The sequence below is a fragment of the Achromobacter sp. ACM01 genome, assembly GCF_014851745.1.
In the GTDB taxonomy this organism is placed as follows: domain Bacteria; phylum Pseudomonadota; class Gammaproteobacteria; order Burkholderiales; family Burkholderiaceae_B; genus Achromobacter; species Achromobacter aegrifaciens.
In genome coordinates this window covers 836,204-859,371 of sequence record NZ_JACVAF010000002.1, presented here as the reverse complement: position 1 = coordinate 859,371, position 23,168 = coordinate 836,204, and the positions used below count along the sequence as shown (strand labels likewise).

Genomic DNA, 23,168 nt, shown 5'->3' with positions numbered 1-23,168 from the left:
CGTCAGCGTTTTTCTGGTCTTTCGGAGTGTAGGGATGCGGAGCGCGATTGCGGCAGTTGCAGGGTTGTTGGCGGTTCTGGCCGGATTGGTCCTGCCGTCTGCCGCCTGGGCCACTGAAGGGGCGCTGGGCCGCCAGATCACCGGCACCAACGTGCAGCCCAACGCCGGCATCGTGTCTCCCGAGCCTATCTGGGCCGTCAACCTGTCGCAGATCTACCTGGACGGCACCGTGGGCGGCAGCCGCGAAGTGCCGGTAGGAGGCCGTACCTCGCTGGGCCTGGACGCGAAAGTCGCGTTCACCCTGGCTACGGTCCTCAAGACCTGGGACACCGGGCCAGGGCGCTGGAACTTCGCGTCCAGCTTCACCTTGCCCTACGTCTGGACCAAGGTGAATTCCACCGTGACGGGACCAGGCGGGCGCAGCATAGACCAAAGCGATACCGCCTCGAACCTGTTCGACCTGTACTTCTCGCCCATCATCGCGGGCTATCACTTTTCCGAAACGTCGCACATGGCGCTCAGCCTGAACATCTGGGCGCCCACCGGCAAGTACAACGCCGACGACATGGCCAACCCCAGCCTGAACAACTGGACCTTCATTCCTCAGGTGGCCTACACCAAGATATTTCCGGAATCCGGTTTTCAACTGGACACCGTGGCCGGCGTCCAGTTCTACACCCGCAACAACGCCACGGACTATCGCAACGCGCCGCTGTTCAGCATGGACGTGATGGGCCGCAAGATCTTCAGCAACGGGGTGAGCGCGGGCTTGATCCTGGGCACCATCCAGCAACTGGGCAGCGATTCGGGACCGACGGCCGACCGGCTCAACGGCTTCAAGGGGCGCGACTGGGCGCTGGGCCCGATCCTGACCTATGACACGAAGCTGGCGGACAAGCGCTCCTTGTCCCTCAGCCTGCGCTGGGTACCCACGATCAGCAGCACGAAGCGTCTGGACAGCAACGATACGGTCATGGCGACCGCGACGCTGGTGTTCTGAACGTCAGCACGATTTCAAGGGGCTGCCAGCCCCGGGCGCGGCACCGCCACGCCTGAACCATCAGCTTTCGGGTGATTGAAATGGCAAAGCAGACAACAGGAAAGACACGCTACGCCAGCGCATTGCTGCTGGCCGGCGTGGTGCTGGGCGCGGGCGCCAGCACCGCCTATGTGGTCATGGGCAAGGACGGGCCGCCCGAAGCGGTGAAGGTGGTGCTGGGCGACGGCAAGAGCGGCCCGGCGGGCATGGCCTGGGTACCCGGGCGCGAGTTCCTGATGGGCAGCAGCCACAAACTGGCCCAGCCCAATGAAATGCCGGCGCACAAGGTATCCGTCAGCGGCTTCTGGATGGACGTGAACGACGTGACCAACGCGCAGTTCCGCCGCTTCGTCGAGGCCACCGGCTACGTCACGACGGCCGAGCAGAAGCCGCGGTGGGAAGACTTGAAGGTGCAGTTGCCGCCTGGCACGCCGCGCCCGGACGACAGCCTGCTGGTGCCCGGCGCCATGGTGTTCGTCGGCACCGAAAGCGAGGTCTCGCTGCGCGACTATTCGCGCTGGTGGCGCTATGTGCCCGGCGCGAACTGGCGCCATCCGCAAGGACCGGGCAGCTCCATCGCCGGCAAGGACGACCACCCGGTGGTGCAGGTGTCGTACCAGGACGCCATGGCCTATGCCAAATGGGCGGGCAAGCGCCTGCCGACGGAATCCGAATGGGAAATGGCCGCGCGCGGCGGGCTGGAGCAGGCCACCTATGCCTGGGGCGAGGAGCTGCTGCCGCAAGGCAAGGCCATGGCCAATATCTGGGACACGCAGCAACAGCAGCCGTTTCCGGTGGTGAAGGATGAAAAGGTACAGGTCGGCACCATGCCGGTGGGCAGCTTCTCGCCCAATGGCTATGGGCTGTACGACATGGCCGGCAACGTCTGGCAATGGACCGCCGACTGGTACCGCGCCGACGCCTTCAAGATCCAGGCGCAGTACCGCCAGCCGCCCGCGGATCCGGCAGGGCCGGCCGACAGCTACGACCCCGACGACGGCATCGTGCCGCCGGCCGCGCCCAAGCGCGTGACGCGCGGCGGCTCGTTCCTGTGCAGCGACACCTATTGCATCAGCTACCGCACCAGCGCCCGGCGCGGCACGGATCCGATGAACGGCATGTCGCACCTGGGATTCCGCACCGTCATGACGCCCGCGCAATGGAAACTGGCCCAGACCGCCAGGAACGGCATCGCCAGCCGCTAGCCGGCATCACGCAGGAGAGGAAATGCCGATGAGCAACCGTGACAGCATTCTGGAACTGGAGCGCGCCATGGCGCGCGCGGTGCTGGGACAGGCCGCCGTCATCCGCGAGGTGCTGCTGGGCCTGCTGGCCGACGGCCACCTGCTGCTGGAAAGCCTGCCGGGGTTGGCCAAGACGCGCACCGTCAAGACGCTGGCGCAGCATCTGGCCGCGGCAATGAGCCGCATCCAGTTCACGCCCGACCTGCTGCCTTCGGACATCACGGGCGCAGAGGTGCTGCAGCAGGACGCGCAGGGCGCCAGCCGCATCCAGTTCCAGCAGGGGCCGCTGTTCGGCAACCTGATCCTGGCCGACGAGATCAACCGCGCGCCCGCCAAGGTGCAGGCCGCGTTGCTGGAAGCCATGGAGGAACGCCAGATCACCGTGGCAGGCACGACCCACCGCATGCCGCGGCTGTTCATGGTGCTGGCCACCCAGAACCCGATAGAGCAGGAGGGCACCTATCCCTTGCCCGAAGCGCAGATGGACCGCTTCATCATGAAGATCGTGCTGGACTACCCCGACCCCGCCAGCGAAAGGCAGATGCTGGCCATGCTGCGCGGCGAGTCGCGCCAGGACGCGGAACCCGCCGGCGCGCCGCTGAGCCAGGAGGACCTGTTCGCCTGCCGCGCCGAGGTCGACCGGGTGCACGTGTCCGAAGCGCTGGACCAGTACCTGGTGGACCTGGTCAACGCCACCCGCCACCCGGGCGGGCATGACGCCGACCTGGCGCGCTGGATCCAGGTCGGCGCCAGCCCGCGCGGCGCGATCGCGTTGGACAAGGTGGCGCGCGCCCACGCCTGGCTGGCGGGGCAGGACTATGTCTCGCCCGATGATGTGCGCAGCGTGGCCCGGCCGGTGCTGCGGCATCGCCTGCACCTGTCGTATGACGCGGTCGCCGACGGCGTCTCGGCGGACCAGGTGATAGACAAGCTGCTGGACACGGTCGCCGTGCCGGTCTGAGCCCGCCATGCCTTCCGCCGCTCCTTCCCCGGAAGTCCAGGTCCACATCAAGGACCTGATGGCGCTGGAACCTGCCGCGCGCGGCCTGGGGTTCTTCAGCCGCCAGCCGGTGCGCAGCATACTGGCCGGCCAGCATGGCTCGCGCCTGCGCGGGCGCGGCCTGGACTTCGAGGAGCTGCGCCGCTATCTGCCCGGAGACGATCTGCGCCAGCTGGACTGGCGCGCCTCGCAGCGGTTGGGCAAGCCCTATGTGCGCACCTACAGCGAGGAGCGCGACCGTCCGGCGCTGGTGGTGGTGGATCAGCGCATGGGCATGTATTTCGGTTCGGTGCGCAGCTTCAAGTCTGTCGTGGCCGCGCGCATCGCGGCGCTGTCGGCCTGGATGGCCTATCTGGCGGGGGACCGCGTGGGCGGCCTGGTGTTCAGCGATGCGGGCATCGACAACGTGCGTCCGCTGCGCAGCCGCGAACGCATCCAGGCCCTGTTCGCCGCCATTGCGCGGCGCAGCCAGTCCATGGGCGCGGACCAACCCGATGTGGACGCGTCCGGACGGCTGAACGAAGCGCTGCAAGGGGCGCTGGCGCACGCGCCGCACGATTGCCTGGTCTGCCTGATCAGCGATTTTGCCGGCGCCGATGACGCTACCTTGCGCCTCTTGCGCACGCTGGCCGCGCATAACGATGTGGTCGCAACGCTGGTGTATGACCCGCTGGCGTTGCGCATTCCCCTGAGCGGCCGGCTGGTGGTGACGCAGGGCGAGCTGCAGGTCGAAGTCGCCGCGGATCGCAAGCAGGTACGCGAGCCGCTGTCGGACTTTTTTTCAGGACGCCTGCACGACGTGGCCGAGCTGCTGCGCCGCAGCCGCGTGCCGCTCTTGTCCATCGATACGGCGGACGACACCGTGGCGCAGTTGCGCCGCGAGCTCGGCCGCCAGGCCAGTCGTGCGCAAGCCAGGGGCCGGGCATGAACGCCGACGCCGCTCCGTCCATCGAACAGCTGCGTCAGTTGCCGCTGCCCGAGCCGGTCAGCTACTGGCCGCAGACCTGGGGCTGGCTGGTCGTGCTGGCCGTGGTGCTGGCGCTGGCCACATGGGCCGCGTGGCGGATGGCGCGCCGCCACCGACGCAATGGCTACCGCCGCGCAGGGCTGCGCATGCTGGAAGCGCTGCGGCGCGAAACACAGGCGGATCCCCTGGCCGCACGCGCCTTGCCGGATCTGCTCAAGCGCGTCGGCCTGTCGTCGGTGGCGGCAGCGGACCGCGACCGGGTCGGCGCGCTGCAAGGCGCGGAGTGGGTCGCCTTCATGGATGCCGGCGTGGCCGTGTTTCCGCCCGACGCGGCCGTGCTGCTGCGCGCGCTGGCGTATGCGCCGCCCGAGACCTTGCGGGCCATCGACCCCGCGCGCGTGCGGACCTTGTTCACCGCCAGCCGGCAATGGATGGAGCGTCACCATGTGGCGGCTTGAATATCCCTGGCTGCTGGCGCTGCTGCCGCTGGGCTGGCTGGCGTACCGCTATCTGCCGCCGTATGTGCAGCGGCGCAGCGCCGTACGCATTCCATTCTTCGAATCGGTGGCGCGCAGCACCGGCCAGACGCCGCAGCGCCCCGGCGTGCGCGGCGACCGCTGGCAACTGGCCTTGAACGCGCTGGTGTGGCTGCTGCTGGTCCTGGCGCTGGCGCGGCCCGAACGGGTCGAGCCGCCGCTGGAGCATCGCCAGCCGGTGCGCGACCTGCTGCTGGCCATCGATATCTCGCAATCCATGGAGACCGAGGACTTCGTGGCGCCGGACGGCCGCCGCGAGGACCGCTTGAGCGGCGTCAAGGCCGTGGTGGCCGATTTCATCGACCGCCGCAAGGACGACCGGCTTGGACTGATCGTGTTCGGCACCGCCGCCTATCCCCAGGCGCCGCTGACCCAGGACCATGCCACGCTCAAGCTGCTGCTCGGCCAGGTAAGCACGCGCATGGCCGGGCCCAATACCGCCATCGGCGATGCCATCGGCGTGGCGATCAAGCAGTTCGAGCATGCCGGCGAACACGACCAGGTCCTGATCCTGCTGACGGACGGCAACGATACCGGCAGCGCCGTGCCGCCGGACCGCGCCGCGGCCATGGCGGCCGCGCGCCATATCGTCGTGCATACCGTGGGCATAGGCGATCCGCAGGCGCAGGGCGAGGAGAAGGTCGATTTCGACGCCTTGCGCGCGATCGCCGCCAAGACCGGCGGCCGCTTTTTCCAGGCGCAAGACCAGACGTCGCTACGGCAGGTCTACGCCGAACTGGACCGCATCACGCCGCACGAAGTGCGCGAATTGCGCCACCAGCCCAAGCAGGATTTCTTCTGGGTGCCGCTGGGCCTGGCGCTGTTGCTGCTGGCTGGCTGGCACTTGGCCGCGGCGCTGGGCGGCCGGCGGCGCGACGCCCGGCCGCAAGGGGATGCGCGCGTGGAGGAGGGCGGATGGAAATCGACCTGAGCGCCTTCCATTTCCTGCGCCCCTGGTGGCTGCTGGCGGTCGCGGCCGCGGCCTTTGTGCTTTGGCGGCGGCGCAACGAGGACGGCCGGCTCGGCTGGCGCAGCAACATCGCGCCGGCGCTGCTGCCATACCTGACGGTGCGCACGCCGGGCAGCCGCGGGCCGCGGCCCGCGCAACTGCTGGCCGCCTTGCTGGCGCTGGGCGGCATCGCCGCTGCCGGGCCGACGTGGCAGCAGGACCGCCCGGCATTCCTGGACAATCTTGCGCCCCTGATCGCGGCGGTCGACCTGTCGCCCTCGATGGACGCGGCGGATCTTCCGCCCAGCCGGCTGGAAGCCGCCAAGCGCAAGCTGCGCGATCTGCTGAAACGGCGCGCAGGCGCCAAGACCGGCCTGATCGTCTACGCCGGCTCGGCGCATCTGGTGTTGCCGCCGACCGACGATCCGGCTTTGCCCGACATGTTCGTGCAGGCCCTGTCCACCGGTCTCATCGCCGCGCCCGGCAAGGATGCAGCGGGCGCGATCTCGCTGGCCACGAGCCTGCTGCAATCGGGCGAGGCGGGCGGCACCCTGCTGCTGGTGACGGACGGCGCGGACACCGGCCAGCTGGCCGAAGTCGAGCGCCTGGCGCGGGCCAATTCCTTCCAGATCCTGGTGTGGGCGGCAGGCACGCGCGATGGCGGCGTGGTGCGCGACGCCCGCGGCCAGCCGCGCCTCGACGCGCAGGGCCGGCCCTTGCTGGGCAGTTTCGACGAGGATGCGCTGAAACAGCTGGCGCAAGCCGCCCGCGCGCCGCTGGGCAGCCTGACCCTGAACGACGACGACCTGGACTGGGTAACGCTGCATGCCGAACGGCACTTCCAGGAGGTGCAGGACGCGGACAAGCCGCTGCACTGGAAGGACGCCGGCTATTGGTTGTGCTGGCCGCTGGCGCTGCTGGCATTGCTGGCGCTGCGGCGCGGCTGGAACATCAACTGGACGGCCTGCCTGCTGCTCGCCGCCACGGCTACGCTGCATACCCCGCGCGCGGAAGCAGGCGCGCTGGCCGACGCCTTTTTCACGCCCGACCAGCAGGGCCGCTGGGCCTATGAACACAAGCGCTATGCCGAGGCTGCCGCCTTGTATGCCGATCCTTACTGGAAGGGTCGCGCCGCCTATGACGCCGGCGACTATCAGGCGGCGCTGGCCGCATTCGCCAAACTGGAAACGCCCGAAGGCGACTTCTATCTGGGCAATACCCAGGTCCGTCTGCGCAGCTACGACGCCGCGCTGGCGGCGTACGACCAGGCGCTGCGCCTGCGGCCGGATTTTCCCGAGGCGCGCGAAAACCGCGAACTGGTCGCCAGATTGATCGCCGCCGCCGAAAGCGAGCAACAGGACGACGACTCGGAGAAACCGGACGAGACCCGCGTGGACAGCGACAAGGGCGCGGGCAAGATGATCCGCACGCAGGCGCCGCAAGCCGCGTCCGACGAGGTCTGGCTGCGCAACCTGAGCCTGTCGCCGGCCGGCTTTCTGAAGCAGAAATTCGCGATCGAAGACGCACGCAAGGCCGCGCCGGCGCAGGGGAGGCAGCCATGATGCACCGCCATGCCGCGCTGCTGCGTTGCCTGGGCCTGCTGCTGATGCTGCAACTGGGCCTGTGCGTCGGCGTGGCGCGAGCCCAGCAGGCGGATGGCGGGCCGCAGTTGCACGCCGAGGCGCGCATAGCGGCATCGGGCGACCTGATGGCTGGCGCCACCGCCATCCTGCAGGTGGACGTGTTGACGTCGACCTGGTTCACCCAGCCCCCGCAGATGCCGGCCCTGGACATCCCTGGCGCGCTGGTGTCGGGGCCGTCAGGGCAGGCCACCATCATCCGCGCCACCATCGGCGGCGTGGCCTACAGCGGATTGCGCTACGCCTATCTGGTCAGTCCCGAGGCGGCGGGCGACCTGCGCGTGCCGGCCATCCGGGTCAGCGCGCAGGTGGGACAGGCGACTGCGCCCCTGGTTGCGCAGACGCGCCCGTTCGAGGCGCGCGCCGCCGGACCGCCAGGCGGGGTAGCCGGTCATGTCCTGGCGGCAAACTCGGTCCAGGCGACCCAGCAGATCCGCTATTCGGCCGAGCCTCCCGCCGTCGGCGACCACGTCAGCCGCGTCATCACCGTGCAGGCCCAGGGCGCCCAGGCCATGCTGATCCCGCCGCCTGCCGCGGCCGCCGTGCAGGGCCTCAAGCTGTACCCGTCCGAACCCGAATTGACGCAGATGTCCGACAGCCGCGGCGGTTTCCTCGGCGGACAGCGCATCGACCGCCTGGACTATGTGATCGAAAGCGGCGGCGCCCATGAACTGCCGGCGGTGGAAATCCGCTGGTGGAACGTCGCGGCCAACAAGGAAGAGCGCGTCACGCTGCCCGCGCAACGCTTCGAAGCGCGGGCGGGCGCCGCCTACCAGGCGCCATTCTCGGTCGAACAGGACCTGCGCGACATGGGCCGGCAAGTGCAGGTGCGCGTTCCGGGAGGATGGCTGGCGCTGGCCGCGGGCGCGGCGCTGGCGGCGTTGGCCTGGTGGCTGGGTGCGCCCTGGTTGCGGCGGACATTGGCCCGCCTGCGGGCCGGACTGCGGGCGCGGCGCGAACAATGGCACGCCTCCGAACCCTATGCGGCAATGACCTTGCGACGCTTGTTGGCGCAGCCCCAGCCGCGCATGGACGCGCTATACGCATGGCTGCGCCGAGCTTGCGGCGCAGCCACGATCGCGCAGGGGACGGCCGGCCTGGACCCGGCGCTGCGCCAATCCGCAGACGATGCGCTGCGAGCCTGCTATGGCCGGGAGCCAAACGCGGCGCGCGGCTGGCGCGGATTGCGCGGGATGTTCCCGCGTTGGCGCCGTGCCTTGCGCTCACCGGTACGAGAGGGCGGCGCACAAGACCTGCCTACGCTGAATCCCCGTTCGGCCGCAACATCGCGCGGACTTGCGGGCATGCCGCCCGCCGATACTCCAGGAGATCTCCCATGACGACGCCTTTGCTTGCCCGCCGCTGGTTCGCGCTGCTGCTCCTGTTGCTCCTGGCCGGGCTGGCGCGCGCGCAGACGCCGCTGCCTTCCTGGAACGAAGGACCTTCGCGCCAGGCCATTCTTGGATTCGTGCAAACCGTCACGACGGAGGGCAGCCCGGACTATGTGGCGCCGGCCGACCGCATCGCGGTGTTCGACAACGACGGCACGCTATGGAGCGAGCAACCTTTGTACTTCCAGCTGATCTTCGCGCTGGACCAGGTCAAGGCCATGGCGCCGCAGCATCCCGAATGGTCGACCGAGCAACCCTACAAGGCTGCGATCGAGGGCGACCGCCAGGCGCTTGCCGCCTCGGGCACCGAAGGACTGCTGAAGATCGTGGGCGCCACCCATACCAACATGACGACGCAGGCCTTCGGCGCGGAGGTCCGGCAATGGATCAAGACCGCCCGCCATCCGCGCTTCAAGCAGCCGTACACCAGCATGATCTATGCGCCGATGCTGGAGCTGCTGGACTATCTGCGCGGCAACGGCTTCAAGACTTACATCGTGTCGGGCGGCGAAGTGGAATTCATGCGGGCCTGGGCGCAGGACGTCTACGGCATTCCGCCCGAACAGGTGATAGGCACCACGTTCGTCACCGAGTTCCAGATGCAGGACGGCAAGCCCGTGCTGATGCGCACGCCCAAGCTCGACTTCAACGACGACGGCCCGGGCAAGCCCGTGGCCATCAACAAGTTCATCGGCCGCCAGCCCATATTCGCCTTCGGCAATTCCGACGGCGACCTGCAGATGCTGCAGTGGACGGCGGCCGGCAGCGGCAAGCGCTTCGCGGGCCTGGTGCATCACACCGACGCCCGGCGCGAATGGGCCTATGACCGGGATTCCAAGATCGGCAGGCTGGACCGCGCGCTGGATGAAGCGCAGCAAAAGGGTTGGGTAATCGTAGACATGGCAAAGGAGTGGAGAAGGGTATACGCATTTGAAACACAGTGATTCGTTTACGTGACTGGGAACCGCCCGCGAGGGTCAGGAGAAAGCGATGAACGCAAGAAAACTGTTGAGCGCGGCGCTCTTCGCCGCAACAGGCCTCATGGCACTGGCAAGCGCGCAGGCGCAGACCCAGGCGCCTGCGGCCAATCAGGGCCAGGCGGCGCCATCGGGCAAGAAGCCGAACATCCTGGTGATCTTCGGCGACGACATCGGGCAGGCGAATATCAGCGCCTATGCGCACGGCGTGGTCGGCTATCAGACGCCCAATATCGACCGCATCGCCAAGGAAGGCGCGATGTTCACGGATTACTACGCCGAGAACAGCTGCACGGCAGGCCGCTCGTCCTTCATCACGGGTCAATCGCCACTGCGTACCGGCTTGTCCAAGGTCGGCGCACCCGGCGCGACGGTCGGATTGCAGAAGGGCGACATCACCATAGCCGAGGCCTTGAAGTCGCAGGGCTACAACACGGCGCAGTTTGGTAAGAACCATCTTGGCGACCGCGACGAATACTTGCCGACGCGCCATGGCTTCGACGAGTTCTTTGGCAACCTGTATCACTTGAATGCCGAAGAAGAGCCCGAACGCCCGTACTGGCCCAAGGACCCCAACGATCCCTACGTGAAGAACTTTTCTCCGCGCGGCGTGATCAAGGCCACGGCCGACGGCAAGGTGCAGGACACGGGCGCCTTGACCACCAAGCGCATGGAGACCATCGACGACGAAACCGTTGGCGCCGCTATCGAGTACATCGACAAGCACGGCAAGGAAGACAAGCCGTTCTTCGTGTGGATGAACACCACGCGCATGCACATCTACACGCATATCCGGCCCGAACACAAGGGCAAGAGCGGCATGCCCGGCAATGACTACGCCGATGGCATGTGGGAGCATGACCAGGACGTGGGCAAGCTCTTGAAGAAGCTGGACGACATGGGCATCGCCGACAACACCATCGTCGTCTACACCACCGACAACGGACCCAACGCCTTCACCTGGCCGGATGCCGCCACTACGCCATTCCGCAGCGAAAAGGACTCCAACTGGGAAGGCGCGTTCCGCGTGCCAGCCATGGTCCGTTGGCCTGGCAAGATTCCCGCCGGGGAAGTCAAGCGCGGCATGGTATCCGGCATGGACTGGTTCCCGACTCTGCTGGCCGCCACCGGCGACGCCAACGTGAAGGAACGGCTGCTGGACGGCTGGGCGCCGCAGGCCGGCGGCACCAAGTTCAAAGTGCATCTGGACGGCTACAACCAGCTGGGCTATTTGACTGGCAAGCAGGACAAGAGTGCGCGCGACGAGTTCTTCTACTTCAACGACGACGGCCTGCTGGTAGGCATGCGTTGGGGCGATTGGAAGGCCGTGTTTTGCGAACAGCGCGCGCCGGGGAACTTCAACGTCTGGCAGGATCCCTTCGTCTGCCTGCGCGTGCCGAAAATCTTCAACCTGCGCATGGATCCGTATGAGCGTGCCGACATCACCTCGGATCAGTACAACGACTGGCTGGCCAAAAACTCCTACCTGACGGCCATCGCCACCATGAAGGCGTCAGCGTTCCTGGAGACCTTCATTACCTATCCGCCCAGCCAGCGGCCGGCCAGCTTCAGTGTGGACCAGGTGCAGGAGCGGGTGAACAAGGCTATGGAGAAACACTTCGAAGATATGGAGAAACAGAAGTCGAAGTAGCCGGTTCCGGCGCAAGCCGGGACAGTACCGGGCGGCGCCTGTCGCGCCGCCCGGCAACGCAGCAGGAGCAGCATGATGGGCATGGGGGCAAGCGAGGCAGCGATGCAGGGACATGATGTGGACGACAAGGCGGCGCAAGGGCGCGCCCTGACGGCGGTCCGGCCGGCCGCGCTGCTGTTCCTGTCCGGAACGGCGGCCCTGGTGTTCCAGGTGCTGTGGATCAAGCAGTTGTCGCTGGTGGTGGGCGTGGAGGTCAGCGCCATCGCCGGCGCTGTCAGCGCATTCTTCCTGGGCCTGGCGCTGGGCGGCTGGCTGTTGGGCCGCAAGGCGGACCAGTTGCGGCGCCCGGTACGCTTCTACGCCATGCTGGAAGCGGGCGTGGCGCTGTCCTGTGTCGCCGTCACATGGCTGCTGGCGCGCAGCGCCGCCGCCTTTGTCGCGGTCGAGGCCCATAGCAGCCTGGCGGCCTGGCTGGCGGTAGGGCTGATGCTGGCCGTCCCCGCATTCTTGATGGGCGGTACCTTGCCGGTGCTGCTGCGCGCCGTGAGCCGGCATCAGGGCACGGACGTGAGCCGCTCTGGCGGGGCGATGTACGCCGCGAATACCTGCGGCGCGATCCTGGGCGCATTGCTGCCCGCGTTTTTCCTGATTCCGCGCTTCGGCGTGCAAGGTGCGGCGCTGGCCGCGGCCTCGCTCAACGTGCTGGCGGCGCTGGGCGCCTGGATGCTGGACCGCAGGGCAGGCGGCAGCGCGGCGCCCGCCGACAATCCGCAGGCCGCTGCGGCGCCCTTGTCGGGCGAGGCGCGCCTGGCCGTGGCGCTGTACGCGGTGGCTGGCGCGGTGGCGCTGGGCTACGAAGTGATCTGGTCGCAGATGATCGTGCCCTTCATGAGCACGCGTGCGTTCGCCTTCGCCATCGTGCTGGCCACCTATCTGGCCGGGCTGGCCATCGGCGCGGCGCTCTATGCGCGCTGGGCCCATCGCGTGCGCAATCCCTGGCCGGTGTTCGGCTTCCTGATCGCTGGCGCAGGCCTGATCGCGGTGCTGGAGGTGGCCTTGCTGGGCAAATGGCTGATCGTGGCCCAGACGCAGGCGGAAGCGGCGGTCTTTCAATGGACGGGCAGCGGCTTTGCCGGCATGTGCGCGCGCTTCGCGGTGGCGGCGGCCAGCCTGGTGCTGGCGCCCACGCTGCTGCTGGGCGCGGCGTTTCCCGCCGTGCTGCGTATCGCGGTGGGCGACCGGCAAGTGGGGCGGGAAGCCGGGGCCGTGCTCGCCTGCAACACGCTGGGCGGCATCGCGGGCACCTTGTTGACGGGATTCCTGCTGTTGCCCGCCCTGGGGCTGGTACGCACGCTGAGCGTGCTGGCGGCCATCGCCGCGGCGGTGGGCGCCGTTGCCGCCTGGCGCGGGCGTGCGGACGGCCGCGCCGCCACCGGGTGGGCCACCGGCATCGCGGGCCTCGCCACGCTGGCGCTGATCGCCACGCTGCCGGCAGACCAGTTTGCGCGGCTACTGCCTGGGGCGAGCGGCGCGGGCCTGGTGTTCTACGAGGAAAGCCATGGCGGCACCGTGGCCGTGGTCGAGCGCGCCGGCAACGGCAACCGCTTCCACCGCCTCTACATCCAGGGCGTATCGAATTCGGGCGACGCCATGCCTTCGCTGCGCTACATGCGGCTGCAGGCGCTGCTGCCCTTGATCGTGCATGCGGGCGAACCCAAGTCCGCGCTGGTCGTGGGCTATGGCACCGGCATCACGGCGGGCGCCTTGTCGCAATACCGCGGGCTGGAAAAGCGGGCGGTCGCCGAGCTGCTGCCAGCGGTGCTGCGCGCCGCGCCGCACTTCCAGGGCACGTTCCAGGCCGCCACCGATCCTGGCCTGGACAAGCGGCTGCGCGACGGACGCCGCGAGCTGCAGGCCAGCGCCGAACGCTGGGACCTGATCACGCTGGAGCCGCCGCCGCCTTCCGCCGCGGGCGTGGTGAATCTGTATTCCCGCGACTTCTACCAACTGGCCGCAAGCCGGCTGGCGCCGCAAGGCATCGTGGCGCAATGGCTGCCGCTGCCCACGCAGAACGAAGACGACACCCGCGCGCTCATCGCCAGCTTCATCCAGGTGTTTCCGCATGCCCAGCTCTGGACCAGCGAACTGCATGAAATGCTGCTGCTGGGTTCCATGCAGCCGCTGACGCTGGACGCGGCCCGCATCCAGGCGCGCTACGGCCAGCCCGATACCGCCGCCGCGTTGCAGGCTGTGGGCGTGCCATCCGCCGCCGCCTTGTTGTCCACCTGGGTCACGGACCGGGAAGGCCTGGCGCGCTTTGCCGGCGATACCCCGGCCGTGACCGACGACCGCCCGGGCATCGAGTACGCGACCTGGGTCCGCCCGCGCGAAGTGGCGCGCGTCCTGCCCGCGCTGCTGGCCCTGCGCAGCGAACCGCCGCTGACCGGCGCGTCCGACGCGCTGCGCGCCGACATGGAACTGGAGCGGGCGCGGCTCGACACGTTCTACCGGGCGTCGCTGGCGGCCTATGTGGGGGATCGTGAAACCTGGGGCAGGGAAATGAACAAGCTGGCGCGCGATGATGGCGACAACGCCTACTACCGCTGGTTCATGCCCAGCGCCAGGCAGTAGGGCTAACTACATATGCGCCGCCATGGCGCGACCCCGTGGGGCGAGCAATAGCCCGCGCAGGGCGTCGCCATCGACATGCCGCTCTGGCAGCGCAGGTCCGGCGCCCGTTCGCCATAGGGCACCATGCCCTGGCAATCGCATGAGGCAAGGCCGGCTCCGGACGGCAGTTTCTTGGGCAGCTCCGGCACAGCGGCGCGTTCGGCCTTGGCCTTGGGCGCGGGCGGCGGCGCTTCGTCGTTCGCATCGGCGCGCTCGATCACGCCCCGGACCTTGGCCGTCGGCATGCTGCAGGCTTTGGCAATGGCGTTGACCGTGCGGCCGTCGTTGGCCATCGCCACGATCTTCTTGTCGCTGCAGGCCGCCTCGGCGCGCGGCGCGGCGAGGACCCACAGCGCAAGCGCGGCCGCCAGGAAAATACCAGGACTGGTCAGTGTCATTGCACGCCTCCTGCACCCATGCCCGAATGAGGAAGTACGGCGTAGTCTGGTCAGGCGAGAGGGTTCTGGCCAAGAGCGTAGTGCCGGCTATTTGGGGGTGTCAACGCAGCCCGATTGCCTAATACTTCTTGCGTAAGCGGGCTCGGCGCCGGCGCTATTCCTAAGCATGAGGCGGCTTGGTGCGCGCGCCATGATGCGCGGGCACCAGCCCCGGCGCGATCAAGCTGCCGCGAATTCCGGATGCAGACCCGCCGCGAACGGATGCGCGACGATCTCCGATTGCGCCTGCGCGCGGGCCGCCTGCAACGCGTCCGCGCCCCGCGCCGTGCCCTGCACCGAAAAGAACGTCACGTTCTTCAGGCCCATCGTGCCCAGCACGTGCCTAAGATAAGGCGTGAGAAAGTCCGGCTGGCTTTGCCCGTCGCAGCCGAAGTCGCCGCCGGACGAGATCGCCACGTATACCGGACGGTCCTCCAGGCTGCCTTCCTTGCCGCGCGCCGTGATCTGGAAGGTGCTGCGCACCCGCACCACGTGGTCGATCCAGGTTTTCAACGATGCCGGCACGGTGAAGTTGTGCATCGGAGTCGCGATGACGACGTGGGTCGCGGCCTGCAGGGACTGGATCAGTTCGGTTGAGCGGCCCAGCGCGCCCCGATTCTCGCGTCCGTCCGTGGGGTCCTGGCGCGCGCTCAGCGTGGCGGCGTAGTCGGAGTCGACCAGGGGCAGGGCGGTCGCGTCGACGTCGACCACGGCCGCGTCGGGCGCGGCGGCGGTGAATTGGTCGACGATGGCTTGCGACAGGCGATAGCTTTCGGAGGCGCGGCCGCGCGGGCTGCAGATGATGCGCAGGATATTCATGAGGCGGAGGTTTCCAGGGATTTGCTGAATCGGATGGCGCTGGTCAACAGACCGGCGCGGAAATAGAAGCGTTGGGCCAGGGCGTTGCCCAGGCCGGTGTCGAGCACCAGGCGGGCGCAGCCGTGGCCGCGCGCGGCGGCGTCCAGGGCTTGCAGGAGCCGGGCGCCCCAGCGTTCGCCGCGGCGGCCGTCCGCCACCACCAGGTCGTCCACGTACAGAAAGCGGCCGTAGATCAGGTTTTCCTGCACGCGGTAGCCGGCCAGCGCGACGGCTTGGCCATGGTCCATGGCGGCCAGCAGCCGGTAGCCGTCGGCGCGCATGCGGCACACGCGTTCGACGAAATCGGCTTCGTTTTTCAGATGGGGCCTGAGCTCGCGCATGAGCGGCAGGCAGGCCCTTAGGTCCTGCGGGCTTTCGAGGTGTTGCATAGTGGCGTCGGTCATGGATGCACTGGCGGTGTCAGGGTTCAAGTGCAGTCATGTTAGGAGCCGCATGCCATAATTAGAAGGGCCATAAATTGAATTCTGGACTATGCCATGATCAGCCCGCAGCCCCAGGACCCGCCCGTGCCGCCGGACGGCGCCGAGCCTCTGTACCGCCAGGTCTACGAGCGCTTTCGCGGCGCCATCGCGCAGGGCACGCTCAAGCCAGGCGACCGCATTCCATCGGCGCGGGCGCTGGCCAAGGAGATGGGCGTGGCGCGCGGCACGGTGGAGGTCGCGTATTCACTGCTGGCGTCGGAAGGCTATATCCAGGCGCGCGGCCAGGCCGGCACGGTGGTGGCGCCCGACCTGCAGCCCCAGCACGCGCCGCCGCCCGCCGTGGCCATTCCTGCCGAGACGCCCGGCGACGGCCCGGGCTGGCGCGAACCCTCGGGCCTGCGGCCGTTCCAGATGGGCTTGCCGGCGCTGGATGAATTTCCCCGCAAGCTCTGGGCCCGCCTGGGCGCGCGGCAACTGCGCGGCCTGCAGGCCGGGGACCTGGCCTATCCGCCCAGCGGCGGCCTGCCAGCCCTGCGCAGCGCGACCGCCGCCTATCTGCAAGTGGCGCGCGGCATCCATTGCCAGCCCTCGCAGGTGTTCATCACCACCGGCTACAACAGCACGATGGCGCTGATCCTGCAGACGCTGTTCGAAGCCGGCGACCAGGTCTGGATGGAAGATCCAGGCTATCCGCCAACCCGCGCGCTGCTGGAGCAGGCGCGCTTGAAGCCTGTGCCCGTGCCGGTGGACCAGGACGGCATCATGGTCGGCGCCGGCATCGAGCGGGCGGGGCGGGCGCGCGGCGCGGTGGTGACGCCTGCCCATCAAAGCCCCTTGAGCATGTCCTTGTCATTGCCGCGCCGGCAGGCCTTGCTGGACTGGGCCGAACGCTGCGGGGCCTGGATCGTGGAAGACGATTACGACGGCGAATACCGCTACGTCGGCCGTCCGCTGCCGGCCTTGAAGAGCCTGGATACGCAGGAGCGGGTGTTGTATGCGGGCACCTTCAGCAAGGTGCTGTTTCCCGGCCTGCGGCTGGCCTATCTGGTGGTGCCCGAGGCGCAGGCTGGACGCTTCGCGCAGTCCGCGCGCTTGCAGGCGGGCGCTGCGCCTGGCCTGACCCAGGCCATATTGAGCGCCTTCATGGCCGAAGGCCATTTCGGCCGCCACATCCAGCGCATGCGCAAGCTGTACGCGGAACGGCGCGCCGCGACCGTGGCGGGCCTGAATGATGCGCTGGAGCAGCGCCTGCGGATCGAGCCGCAGCCCGGCGGCATGCATCTGGTGGCGCGCCTGGAAGACGGCCAGAGCGACGTGGGGTTGGCCGGGCGGATGGAAGAGCAGGGCATGTATGCGGGCGTATTGTCGCGCTGGCACGCCGCCCCGCAGGGGCAATCGGCGCTGCTGCTCAGCTTCACCAATATCGCCACGCAGGCGCAGGCCCGTGAACTGGGTCTGCGCATACTGCAGCTGATGCAGTCCTAGTTCAGCCCGGCCTTGTCCAGGCCGTAGGCCGCGTCGGCCGAACCCGGCACGGTGCGCAATGCCACGTTCAGCCGGTTCCAGCCGTTGATCCCGACCACCAGCAGGGTCAGGTCGGAAATTTCCTTTTCGGACAGCTGCGCGCGCACGTCCTCATAGACCGCATCCGATACGCCCTGCGCCGACAGGGTGGTGACCGCCTCGGTCCAGGCCAGCGCGGCGCGCTCGCGCGGCGAGAACAGTGTGGACTCGCGCCAGATGGCGATGTGATGCAGGCGCAGTTCGCGCTCGCCGGCGATGCGGGCCTGCTTGACGTGCATGTCCAGGCAAAAGCCGCAGCCGTTGATTTGCGACGCGCGGATATCCACCAGTTCGCCGACCTCCTGCACGATGGGGGTCTTCTTCAGCGACATGCTGAATTCCAGGTACTTCCTGGACTGTTCCTCGGATACCTGGAAGTAATTCAAACGCTGGGTCATGTTCCTACCTTTTCGATGCGTGTTGCCGAGCGGAATCTCGTGCCGACAGGATGCCGCGGCTTGGACCAGGAAGGTAGTGCCATAAATGGAGTTTTCGCCTGGGCCATGCTCAGGCCGGCCAGCGCAACACGAAGCGTGCGCCGCCCAGGGGGCTGTCGTGGATTTCGATACCGCCGCCGTGGCTGGCGGCCACTCGCCAGACGATGGCCAGGCCCAGGCCGGCGCCGCCGGTGCCGCGGTCGCGGCTTTCATCCAGGCGGATGAAGGGTTCGAACACGCGTGTCCGGTCGGCGGGCGCGATGCCGCCGCCGTCGTCGTCCACGATCAGCTCGAAGCCGCCCGACGGGCACTGGGTGAGCTTGACCTCCACGTGGCGGCTGGCGTAGCGCACCGCGTTCTGCACCAGGTTCAGCAAGGCCCGGCTCATGTAGCGCGGATGCAGCCGCACGCGCGGCGGGTAGTCGCGATGCACATGGCACTGGATCGCACGCGCCTCGGCCTGGTGCGCCACCTGCGCCAGCGCTTCGCCCAGCCAGTCGCAGGTGTCCACGGTTTCCAGCCGGACGGTGTCGTCGGTGGGGCGTTCCAGCCGCGCATAGACCAGCAATTCGGCCACCAGCGTTTCCAGTTCGCAGATGTCGGCCTGCATGTCGCGCAGTATCTGGTGCCGCTTGGGCAGGTGCTGGTCCTGGCCCAGCATGGCGACCTCGAAGGACAGTCGCGCCAGCGGCGTGCGCAATTCGTGGGAGACCGCGTTGGTCAGGCTGCGCTGGTTTTCGACCAGCGCCGAAATGCGCTCGGCCATCTGGTTGAAGCTTTCGCCCACGTGCCGCATGCCGGCCAGGCGCGACAGCCGCACCCGCGCGCCCAGGTCTCCCTGGCCCATGCGCAGCGTGGCGTTGCGCAGCCGGTCCAGGTCGCGCCACAGGGGCAGGGCCCACAGCAGCAGCAGGATGATGCCCACGATCAGGCTCAGCGCGGTCCAGACGCCGACGGTGACCCATCGCTCCAGCACCGGCGCGCGCGGCAGGCGGACTTCCAGCCACTGCCGGGGCTGGCCCGCCAAGGGCGCGAGATAGACGTTGTAATCGTCGCGCATGATGATGCCCAGCGTGGCCAATTGCCGCTGTTCCTCTGTGCTGGGCGTGACGTCGGCATCGGCCAGCAGACCCAGGCCCAGGCCGTAAAGCGGCTGGATGTCGTCGCGCAGGCGCTCGGCGCGAGCGGCCGGCGCAATGCTGTCGAGTTCCGTGCGCAGCACATGCATCTGTCCCCGGACAGCCTGGTACGACAGATCCGCGCTGACCGAATCCAGCAGATACATCAAGCTGCGTTCCACCAGCTGCGACCCCGCGACATAACCGATGGCGGCGACGACGAAGATGCGGATCGCGAACTTGAACATGGGGGATACGGCCGGATGAGGACTCGCGATGCTAGGGGCATGCCGCCGGGCAGTCCGCCGATATTTGTAGGGTATTTGTAAAGTTGTTTGTAGCGGCTACGCGGGCGAGGTAAACCCGCCATATGGCCCGGCCCGTTCAGGCGGTTGAATCCGCCGCGGCGCCCGGCTATAAGCATGGGGCGGGGGCAGGACCCTCATGCCCCGCCTGCCGATGAAGCCGAATCCCATGCCGCCGCTGCCTCCCCACCAAGACGAACACGTCGCCAGCAAGCCCGCCACTGCCACGCGCGAGCAGCCCGGCCGGGGGTCCTGTCTGGAAGTCTTCCTGGTATTCCTGCGCCTCGGGCTGACGTCCTTCGGCGGGCCGGTGGCGCACCTGGCGTATTTCCGCACGGAATTCGTGGAGCGCAGGCGCTGGCTGGACGACTATGCGTATTCCGACCTGGTGGCGCTGTGCCAGTTCCTGCCGGGGCCGGCCAGCAGCCAGGTCGGCATGGCGATAGGCCTGAAACGCGCCGGATGGGCCGGCATGCTGGCGGCCTGGGTGGCGTTCACGCTGCCCACGGCCGTGGCGCTGATCCTCTTCGCGCTGGGGCTGGCGCAGTTCGGCTGGCTGTCCGCGTCGGGCGCCATCCATGGACTGAAGATCGCCGCGGTGGCCATCATTGCGCAAGCGGTCTGGGGCATGGGCCGCTCGCTCTGTCCTGACCGCGAACGGGCGGGACTGGCGGTGGCGGCGGCGCTCATCACCATCCTCATGCCGACGACCCTGGGGCAATTGAGCGCGATCCTGCTGGGCGCCATCGCCGGCCTGGCCGCGCTGCAGGTGCCGCCGCGACCTGCGCTGGCGGTGCCGCCGTTGAATGTGTCGCGCCGCGCGGGATACACGGCCCTGGCGCTGTTCGTGCTGCTGCTGGCGGTCTTGCCGGCCTGGGCGGCGATCAGCGGCATGCCGCTGGCGCAGCAGCTCTCAGGCTTCTACCGCGCGGGCGCGCTGGTGTTCGGCGGCGGCCACGTGGTGCTGCCCTTGCTGGAATCCGCCTCGGTGGCGGGAGGCATGGTTTCCAACGCCGATTTCCTGGCAGGCTATGGCGCGGCGCAGGCCATGCCGGGGCCGCTGTTCGCCTTTGCCGCCTTCCTGGGCGCGATGTCGTCGGGCCCCTTGTCGGGCTGGGCCGGCGGACTGGTGTTGCTGGCGGCGATCTTCCTGCCGGGCGCCTTGCTGGTGGCGGCGGCGCTGCCGTTCTGGGAAAGCCTGCGGCGGCGGCCCGGCGTGCGCAACCTGATCGCGGGCGTGAACGCGAGCGTCGTGGGCATCCTGCTATCGGCCCTGTACGACCCGGTCTGGACCAGCGCCATCCGCGATCGGGTGGATTTCGGCCTGGCCTTGCTGCTGTTCGGCCTGCTGGTCTATGCACGCTGGTCGCCCGTCTGGGTGGTGCTGCTGGCCGCGGCCGGCGGCTGGGCCTTGGCCTAGCGGAGCCGCGGGCGGCGCGGCCCCGCAGCGTCGAATCAGGACTGCCAGCGCGGCGGACGTTTTTGCAGGAAGGCGTCTATGCCTTCGCAGGCGTCGGCTTCCATCATGTTGCGCGCCATCACGTCGCCCGCATAGTCGTAGGCATCCGCCAGCGCCATCTGCCGCTGCTTGTAGAACATGCGCTTGCCGTAGCGGATGGCCGTGGGGCTCTTGGCCAGGATGTCATCCACCAGTGCGCGCACGCGCTGATCCAGTTGCGCCTCGGGCACGGCGTCGTTGATGAGGCCCCAATCCCTGGCCTGGCCGGCATCGATGAAGCGCGCCGTCACCAGCATTTCGAAGGCGCGCTTGGCCGATACGTTACGACTGAGGGCGACAGCGGGCGTGGAGCAGAACAGGCCGACGTTGATGCCCGACACCGCGAACTTCGCCGTGTCGGCCGCCACGGCCAGGTCGCAGCTGGCCACCAGTTGGCAGCCCGCCGCGGTGGCGATGCCGTGCACCTTGGCGATCACCGGCACCGGCAATGCCTGCAAACCTTGCATCACGGCGCTGCATTTCCTGAAAAGGTCGCGGTAATAATCCAGCGAGGGCTGGCTGCGCATTTCGCGCAGGTCGTGGCCGGCGCAGAACGCCCGGCCGCTGGATTCAAGCACCACGCAGCGCACGCCGGCATCGCGCGACAAAGCGTCGATCTCCGCCTGCAGCGCGGCCAGCATGCCTTCGGACAGCGCGTTGAACTGGCCCGGGCGGTTCAGGCGCAGCGTCACCACGCCGCCTTCGGCGTGGCGCGCCAGGATCGGCTCTTGCGCCGCTTGTTCGTTATTCATGTCGTCTCCAGGGTGGGCTATCCCTGGATAGTAGAGGCTTACGCGGCTCGGCGTCAGCCCGCAGCCAGGCGCCGCGCCATGCCCGGCGACAGGCACAGCAGCGGCCCGACGATGACCGCGCCGATCAGCGCCATCGCCGCTTGGGGCGCCATGCCGCTGTCCAGCAAAAGGGTGGCGATGACGGCCGATCCGCTCATCTGGAACAAGCCATACACCGCGGCCGCGGTGCCGGCGCGCTCGGCGAAGGGCTCCAGCGCCAGGCTCAGCCCGGATCCCAGCGCGAGCGAAAAGCCCACGGTCAACACCGCCACCGGCAACATGAAGATCCAGGCCGACAAGGGCAGCCACAGCCAAGCGGCCAGGTGCATGGCGGCGGCCGCGAGCAGGGCGGCCATGCCCACGCGCACCATGGTGTGGCGGCCATAGCGCGCGATGAAGGCGGGAGCCAGGAAGAAGGCGCCGATGTTGATCGCCGCGTTGCCGCCGAACCAGGCGGAGAAGCCCAGTTCGGAATAGCCCAGCTGCTGCACCAGCACCACGGGCGCGGCGGATACGAACACCAGGATCATCGCCATGCCGGCCATGCCGAACGCCGCGAAGTACAGAAAGCGTCCGCTGGCCGCGATCGGCGCATAGCGGCGCAGGCTGTAGAGCGGGCCTTGCTGTCTGGGAGGCGCGGCGCGCGTTTCCTCGAAGCGGATCGCCAGAAAGCCGGCCAGCGTCAGGGCGAACAGCACCATGAAGACGAAGGTGCTGCGCCAGCCCGCATGCACGGCCAGCGCGCCGCCCACCATGGGCGCCAGCGCGGGCACGGTGCATAAGGCGCCGTTCAAATAGCTGTAGACGCGCGCGCCCACCGCGGGACTGAAGCAGTCGCGCACCGCGGCAAAGGCCACCAGCGAGGCCGAGCACGCGCCCAGCCCCTGGATCACGCGCGCGGCATAGAACACGTCCAGCGACGTGGCCGCGGCGCCCAGCGCCGAGCCCAGCAGATACGCCAGCGCGCCGCCCAGCGCAACTGGCCGCCGGCCATAGCGGTCGGCCAGCGGGCCGATCAGAATCTGGCCCACGCCGACGGCGAAGATGAAGAGGGTGATGCTGGCTTGCAGCGCGGTGACAGGCTGGCCGTAATCCTGCGCCATGACGGGCAGGGAGGGCAGATAGATGTCGATGCCCATGGGCGTAAGCGTGACCAGCCCCATCAGGAGGCCGATCAGCCAGCGTTGGCCGCGGGGGGATAATGCAGACTTCATGGCAGGCTCGGGGTCCATCGCAGACCCGGGAAAACCCGATATTATCCATGAACCGGCGTAGAATCTTCCAGCTATGAACACACCCGCCCTGCGCCCCCGCATCGTCATCCATTACTGCACGCAGTGCCAGTGGCTGCTGCGCGCCGGCTGGATGGCCCAGGAACTCTTGTCCACCTTTTCCATCGATCTGGGCGAGGTCGTGCTGCAGCCCGGCACCGGCGGGATCTTCCAGGTCACCTACAACGGCGACCTGATCTGGGACCGCAAGAGCGATGGCGGCTTCCCCTCGGCCAAGGAACTGAAGCAGCGCGTGCGCGATCGTCTGGATCCCGGGCGCACGCTGGGCCATATCGACGGCCACACCGCCGGCCCGCTGGCCGCGCCCGACGCCTGAAGCGCATACGGACCGGCCCCGCAGGAGCCGGTCCGTCGCCACGCAG

Annotated in this window: 21 protein-coding genes; 14 read left to right on the top strand and 7 right to left on the bottom strand. The window is 68.4% G+C overall.

Annotated elements, in window-relative coordinates; translation table 11 throughout:
• Positions 1-34 precede the first annotated feature (34 nt).
• The 11 genes from IB268_RS12360 (at position 35) to IB268_RS12310 (ending at position 14,025) form a co-directional block, all read left to right on the top strand.
• On the top strand, positions 35-1,000 hold the full coding sequence (locus tag IB268_RS12360; RefSeq protein ID WP_119449209.1) for a transporter: 966 nt from the start codon (positions 35-37) through the stop codon (positions 998-1,000).
• Positions 1,001-1,080: 80 nt separating this feature from the next.
• Positions 1,081-2,244: a formylglycine-generating enzyme family protein gene (locus IB268_RS12355; RefSeq protein ID WP_054454307.1), complete on the top strand. Its 1,164-nt coding sequence runs from the start codon at positions 1,081-1,083 to the stop codon at positions 2,242-2,244.
• A gap of 28 nt (positions 2,245-2,272) precedes the next feature.
• Positions 2,273-3,244 carry a MoxR family ATPase gene (locus IB268_RS12350; protein ID WP_175160555.1) on the top strand — a complete coding sequence of 324 codons (972 nt, stop codon included), beginning with the start codon at positions 2,273-2,275 and terminating at the stop codon, positions 3,242-3,244.
• A gap of 7 nt (positions 3,245-3,251) precedes the next feature.
• Positions 3,252-4,211 (top strand): DUF58 domain-containing protein, encoded by a 960-nt coding sequence (locus IB268_RS12345; protein ID WP_054454310.1) that lies wholly within the window; start codon positions 3,252-3,254, stop codon positions 4,209-4,211.
• Positions 4,208-4,708: a DUF4381 domain-containing protein gene (locus tag IB268_RS12340; RefSeq protein ID WP_192354315.1), complete on the top strand. Its 501-nt coding sequence runs from the start codon at positions 4,208-4,210 to the stop codon at positions 4,706-4,708. Before IB268_RS12345 ends, IB268_RS12340 begins: the two co-directional genes overlap by 4 nt.
• The gene (locus IB268_RS12335) at positions 4,695-5,717 is read left to right on the top strand and encodes a VWA domain-containing protein (protein WP_192354314.1); all 1,023 of its coding nucleotides are present in this window, start codon (positions 4,695-4,697) and stop codon (positions 5,715-5,717) included. The genes IB268_RS12340 and IB268_RS12335 overlap by 14 nt, the downstream gene beginning before the upstream one ends.
• Positions 5,702-7,297 carry a VWA domain-containing protein gene (locus tag IB268_RS12330; RefSeq protein WP_192354313.1) on the top strand — a complete coding sequence of 532 codons (1,596 nt, stop codon included), beginning with the start codon at positions 5,702-5,704 and terminating at the stop codon, positions 7,295-7,297. The genes IB268_RS12335 and IB268_RS12330 overlap by 16 nt, the downstream gene beginning before the upstream one ends.
• Positions 7,294-8,715 (top strand): BatD family protein, encoded by a 1,422-nt coding sequence (locus IB268_RS12325; RefSeq protein WP_175213401.1) that lies wholly within the window; start codon positions 7,294-7,296, stop codon positions 8,713-8,715. The genes IB268_RS12330 and IB268_RS12325 overlap by 4 nt, the downstream gene beginning before the upstream one ends.
• Complete coding sequence (locus IB268_RS12320) at positions 8,712-9,710, top strand: HAD family phosphatase (RefSeq protein WP_175213400.1); 999 nt, start codon at positions 8,712-8,714, stop codon at positions 9,708-9,710. The genes IB268_RS12325 and IB268_RS12320 overlap by 4 nt, the downstream gene beginning before the upstream one ends.
• A gap of 46 nt (positions 9,711-9,756) precedes the next feature.
• The gene (locus IB268_RS12315; RefSeq protein ID WP_175180961.1) at positions 9,757-11,394 is read left to right on the top strand and encodes an arylsulfatase; all 1,638 of its coding nucleotides are present in this window, start codon (positions 9,757-9,759) and stop codon (positions 11,392-11,394) included.
• Between the two features lie 75 nt (positions 11,395-11,469).
• The gene (locus IB268_RS12310) at positions 11,470-14,025 is read left to right on the top strand and encodes a fused MFS/spermidine synthase (protein ID WP_192354470.1); all 2,556 of its coding nucleotides are present in this window, start codon (positions 11,470-11,472) and stop codon (positions 14,023-14,025) included.
• 2 nt (positions 14,026-14,027) lie between these two features.
• Here the strand turns inward: IB268_RS12310 and IB268_RS12305 are convergent, their stop codons facing one another.
• From IB268_RS12305 to IB268_RS12295, 3 genes are all read right to left on the bottom strand, one after another.
• Positions 14,028-14,462: a hypothetical protein gene (locus tag IB268_RS12305; RefSeq protein WP_119449217.1), complete on the bottom strand. Its 435-nt coding sequence runs from the start codon at positions 14,460-14,462 to the stop codon at positions 14,028-14,030.
• A 219-nt stretch (positions 14,463-14,681) separates the two neighbouring features.
• A complete protein-coding gene (locus IB268_RS12300) occupies positions 14,682-15,320 on the bottom strand; it encodes an FMN-dependent NADH-azoreductase (RefSeq protein WP_192354312.1) in 639 nt (212 codons plus the stop codon).
• Entirely contained in the window at positions 15,317-15,763 is a 447-nt protein-coding gene (locus IB268_RS12295) for a GNAT family N-acetyltransferase (protein ID WP_192354311.1), read from the bottom strand. The genes IB268_RS12300 and IB268_RS12295 overlap by 4 nt, the downstream gene beginning before the upstream one ends.
• Positions 15,764-15,856: 93 nt before the next feature.
• On the opposite strand from IB268_RS12295, the gene IB268_RS12290 reads away from it, so the two are divergent.
• Complete coding sequence (locus IB268_RS12290) at positions 15,857-17,287, top strand: PLP-dependent aminotransferase family protein (protein ID WP_192354310.1); 1,431 nt, start codon at positions 15,857-15,859, stop codon at positions 17,285-17,287.
• On the opposite strand, the gene IB268_RS12285 is transcribed toward IB268_RS12290, so the two are convergent.
• Complete coding sequence (locus tag IB268_RS12285) at positions 17,284-17,763, bottom strand: carboxymuconolactone decarboxylase family protein (RefSeq protein WP_119449220.1); 480 nt, start codon at positions 17,761-17,763, stop codon at positions 17,284-17,286. The two genes, IB268_RS12290 and IB268_RS12285, sit on opposite strands and share 4 nt — an antisense overlap.
• Positions 17,764-17,872: 109 nt before the next feature.
• On the bottom strand, positions 17,873-19,168 hold the full coding sequence (locus IB268_RS12280) for an ATP-binding protein (RefSeq protein WP_119449221.1): 1,296 nt from the start codon (positions 19,166-19,168) through the stop codon (positions 17,873-17,875).
• 226 nt (positions 19,169-19,394) lie between these two features.
• On the opposite strand from IB268_RS12280, the gene chrA reads away from it, so the two are divergent.
• Positions 19,395-20,645, top strand: coding sequence for a chromate efflux transporter (gene chrA, locus IB268_RS12275; protein WP_054454855.1), 1,251 nt, complete (start codon positions 19,395-19,397; stop codon positions 20,643-20,645).
• Between the two features lie 35 nt (positions 20,646-20,680).
• On the opposite strand, the gene IB268_RS12270 is transcribed toward chrA, so the two are convergent.
• Entirely contained in the window at positions 20,681-21,475 is a 795-nt protein-coding gene (locus IB268_RS12270) for an enoyl-CoA hydratase (RefSeq protein WP_054454340.1), read from the bottom strand.
• A gap of 53 nt (positions 21,476-21,528) precedes the next feature.
• The gene (locus IB268_RS12265) at positions 21,529-22,728 is read right to left on the bottom strand and encodes a multidrug effflux MFS transporter (RefSeq protein WP_054454857.1); all 1,200 of its coding nucleotides are present in this window, start codon (positions 22,726-22,728) and stop codon (positions 21,529-21,531) included.
• 73 nt (positions 22,729-22,801) lie between these two features.
• On the opposite strand from IB268_RS12265, the gene IB268_RS12260 reads away from it, so the two are divergent.
• Positions 22,802-23,122 (top strand): SelT/SelW/SelH family protein, encoded by a 321-nt coding sequence (locus IB268_RS12260; RefSeq protein WP_054454343.1) that lies wholly within the window; start codon positions 22,802-22,804, stop codon positions 23,120-23,122.
• Positions 23,123-23,168 lie beyond the last annotated feature (46 nt).